This window comes from Plantactinospora sp. KLBMP9567 (genome assembly GCF_033446045.1).
Taxonomy (GTDB): Bacteria; Actinomycetota; Actinomycetes; order Mycobacteriales; family Micromonosporaceae; genus Plantactinospora.
The window spans coordinates 1-2,855 of sequence record NZ_JAWQRR010000074.1 but is presented as its reverse complement, the minus strand read 5'-3'; the positions used below and the strand labels follow the sequence as shown (position 1 = coordinate 2,855).

Genomic DNA, 2,855 nt, shown 5'->3' with positions numbered 1-2,855 from the left:
CTGTCATGTCCCGGTAGATGTGTCAAGGGTGTGTCCCGGGACATGTGTCAGTTGATGATGTTCGATATTGGGGTGAGGCGTGTGTAGGTCTTCTTGTCTCGTGGGGCGGTGGTGTGGCCGATGGGGTGGCCGTTGCTGGCGTAGACGGTGATGTGGTTGCCGTCGCGGATGGCGGTGACGGTGTGGCCGCGCCAGATGCAGCCGAGACCGATGCGGGTGTAGCCGACGTTGATTGCGCCGGTGTCGGAGACGGTGGGGTGGTGGACGGTGGCGTCGGTTTGGATGGGTAGGGCTTGTGGTCCGCCGTGGTGGGGTGCGGTGGTCCAGGCGTGGTGTGGGGTGACGCGGCCGGGTAGGGCGCTGTGTCGGCGGTGGTGGTTGTAGTGGTGGCGGTAGGTGTCGAGTAGGCGTTGGAGTTGTCGCAGGGTGTGGGGTTGGTGGGGTTGGGCGGTGAGCCATCTTTTGAGGGTTTGGTGGTGGCGTTCGACTTTGCCGCAGGTTTGTGGGTGGTAGGGGCTGGAGTGGATGAGTCGGGTGCCGTGATGGTGGACGGTTTCGGCGAACGGGGACGGGCCGGCGTTGTCCTTGAGGAGTCGGTGGGTGAAGATCGTGCCGTTGTCGGACAGGACGATCGCGGGTGGGCCGTGGTCGGTGAAGGCCCTGCCGATGGCGGCGATCGCGGCGGTGCTGGTCTCGGCCGGCGCGGCCCGGCAGGCGACGAGCATGCGGGTGCAGTCGTCGAGGACGTCGAAGACCGCGACGAGTTGGCCGTTGGCGAGGCGGATCCTGGTGGCGTCGATCTGGTAGCAGTCGCGGGGCTGGGCGTAGGCGAAGCGGCGCCAGGTGCCGCGGGGTCGTTTCGCGGGGTTGCGGTCGAGCAGGTCGTGGCGGGACAGGACCCGGTTGATCGTCGACCGTGACGGCACCCTCCAGCCAGGGTCGGTGAACGCGTGGATCAGCAACAGCTCGTCACGGATCTGGTCCGCGCCGTTGTCGACACCAAGATCGTTGCGGAGTTTGCAGATCCACGCGTCGAGCTCCGGCGGGGTGATACCAGGACTGTGATGCGGCCGGCGGGATCGCTCCCGCCAGACACCCTCGGCCTGTACCCGGGCGCGGTGCCGGTAGAAGGTGCGTGGGTTGACGTTGTTGTCATCGCACCACTGCTGCACGTTGTCGATCCGCACGCCCGCCGCGAGCAGGGCGTCCATCGCGGTCATGACCTGACGTCGATTCGCCATGCCCAGCAGTCATACCGCCCACCAGACCGATCATGTGACACATGTACCGGGACACAACCTGCGACAGATGTCATGGGACTGAACAGTCCGCCACCAACCACAGATCGACAAGAATCTTGAGAGCGTGGGGCGGGCTGCCCGGTCGGGACCCAGCCGAGGAAGCGTAGGCAGAGGGCCACCTCCTGACCACATAATCTCGAGCGCCACCTCCGAACCTCGGCCGCCCGCCCGACCCCTTCGAGCCGAATCGGGCGGGCTGCAGGGGCCGGCAGGCGTGTGCGACTACTTCATGGCGGCGATCTGGATCAGATTTCCGCAGGTGTCGTCGAAGACGGCGGTGACCACCGGCCCCAGGTCGGTCGCCTCCTGGGTGAACTCGACGCCCAGCCCCTTGAGCCGCTCGACCTCGGCGTACACGTCGTCGACGGCGAACTGGGTGAACGGGATACCGTCGGCGACCAGGGCACTCTTGAACGGACCCGCCGCCGGGTGGCCGTCCGGCTCCAGCAGCAACTCGACACCGTCCGGGTTGGCCGGGGACACCACGGTGAGCCAGCGGGCCTCGCCGGCGGGCTCGTCGGTCTTCTTGATGAACCCCAGCTTCTCGGTGTAGAAGGCAAGCGCCTTGGCCTGGTCGTCGACGAGCACGCTGGTGATATTGATACGGATCACGGGTTCGTTTCCTCTCGATCGATGGGCCACCGCTCGACGATCGAGCGCAGCGGGCTCGTGTCGAGGTGGTGGAACTTGTACCGGCCCTGCCGCCGGGTGCGCACCAGCCCGGCCTGTTCGAGCACGGCGAGGTGCTGCGAGATGGCCTGGCGCGAGGAGCCCAGGCCGTGCTTCATGGTGAGCCGGCTGCAGATCTCGAACAGCGTCTGACCGTCCTTGTCGGCCAGCTCGTCCAGGATGGTGCGTCGCGTCGCGTCGCCGATGGCCTTGAACAGGTCTGGGTTCGCGTCCATCAGCACAGTTATAGGCAAGCGGTCACTTGCCTGTCAAGGCGAGGGCCGCACGGTCTCGCCGGCGAGCCTGCCGCGCTCCCCCCGCCCCACCTCGGTGATGTCCCACTGAAAGCGAAATGAAGTCGCCGAGCCGTAGCGTGCCAGCCAACCGGCCGACGAAGACCGCCGATGCTCCAGCTTCGGAGGCGACACATCGGCGAAGGCCGGTCACCGATCAACACTCCGATCCCTGGGGAGGATCTCTCGTGGAAACCACGGAAGCAGCACCGACGCGGTCCCGTACGACGGGACGTCGATCGAGCGCCTGGCGCCGGACGGCCAGGATGGCCGTGGTCGGCGTGCTGGCCGGTGCGGCCGTCGGGCTCGCCGCCTCACCCGGCCTCGCCGCCACCGGCCGGGTCATCATCGGCAGCCCCACCGGCCCGAGCGCCATCCTGGTCGACCCGGCCGCCGGCTGCCACAGCGTCAACGCCACGTTCCCGCCCGGCACCACGGTAAGCAACCAGACCGACGCCACGATCGTGGTCTACACCGGAGGGTTCTGCACCGGCTTCCCGTCGCTAGCCCTCCCGCCCGGCGACTCCACGGTCTTCTCCCCCGGCAGCATTCGCGTGCTGTCGTAGCCGGGCAGACCGGCGGCCCGCCCCCA

4 protein-coding genes are annotated in these 2,855 nt (G+C 67.6%); 1 reads left to right on the top strand and 3 read right to left on the bottom strand.

The window, feature by feature from the left end; translation table 11 throughout:
• Window positions 1-47 precede the first annotated feature (47 nt).
• The 3 genes from R6Y94_RS44740 to R6Y94_RS44730 form a co-directional block, all read right to left on the bottom strand.
• Window positions 48-1,241 (bottom strand): DDE-type integrase/transposase/recombinase, encoded by a 1,194-nt coding sequence (locus R6Y94_RS44740; RefSeq protein WP_318398518.1) that lies wholly within the window; start codon window positions 1,239-1,241, stop codon window positions 48-50.
• Window positions 1,242-1,523: 282 nt separating this feature from the next.
• The gene (locus tag R6Y94_RS44735) at window positions 1,524-1,910 is read right to left on the bottom strand and encodes a VOC family protein (RefSeq protein WP_318397530.1); all 387 of its coding nucleotides are present in this window, start codon (window positions 1,908-1,910) and stop codon (window positions 1,524-1,526) included.
• The gene (locus tag R6Y94_RS44730) at window positions 1,910-2,206 is read right to left on the bottom strand and encodes a metalloregulator ArsR/SmtB family transcription factor (RefSeq protein ID WP_318397531.1); all 297 of its coding nucleotides are present in this window, start codon (window positions 2,204-2,206) and stop codon (window positions 1,910-1,912) included. The genes R6Y94_RS44735 and R6Y94_RS44730 overlap by 1 nt, the downstream gene beginning before the upstream one ends.
• Before the next feature lie 323 nt (window positions 2,207-2,529).
• On the opposite strand from R6Y94_RS44730, the gene R6Y94_RS44725 reads away from it, so the two are divergent.
• Window positions 2,530-2,829, top strand: a complete 300-nt coding sequence (locus tag R6Y94_RS44725; RefSeq protein WP_318397529.1) for a hypothetical protein — start codon at window positions 2,530-2,532, stop codon at window positions 2,827-2,829.
• The last annotated feature ends 26 nt before the right edge of the window (window positions 2,830-2,855 follow it).

Coding starts and splice junctions, on each gene's coding strand:
- R6Y94_RS44725 (WP_318397529.1), top strand. CDS start 2,530: ATGGCCGTGGTCGGCGTGCTGGCCGGTGCGGCCGTCGGGCTCGCCGCC.
- R6Y94_RS44730 (WP_318397531.1), bottom strand. CDS start 2,206: ATGGACGCGAACCCAGACCTGTTCAAGGCCATCGGCGACGCGACGCGA.
- R6Y94_RS44740 (WP_318398518.1), bottom strand. CDS start 1,241: ATGGCGAATCGACGTCAGGTCATGACCGCGATGGACGCCCTGCTCGCG.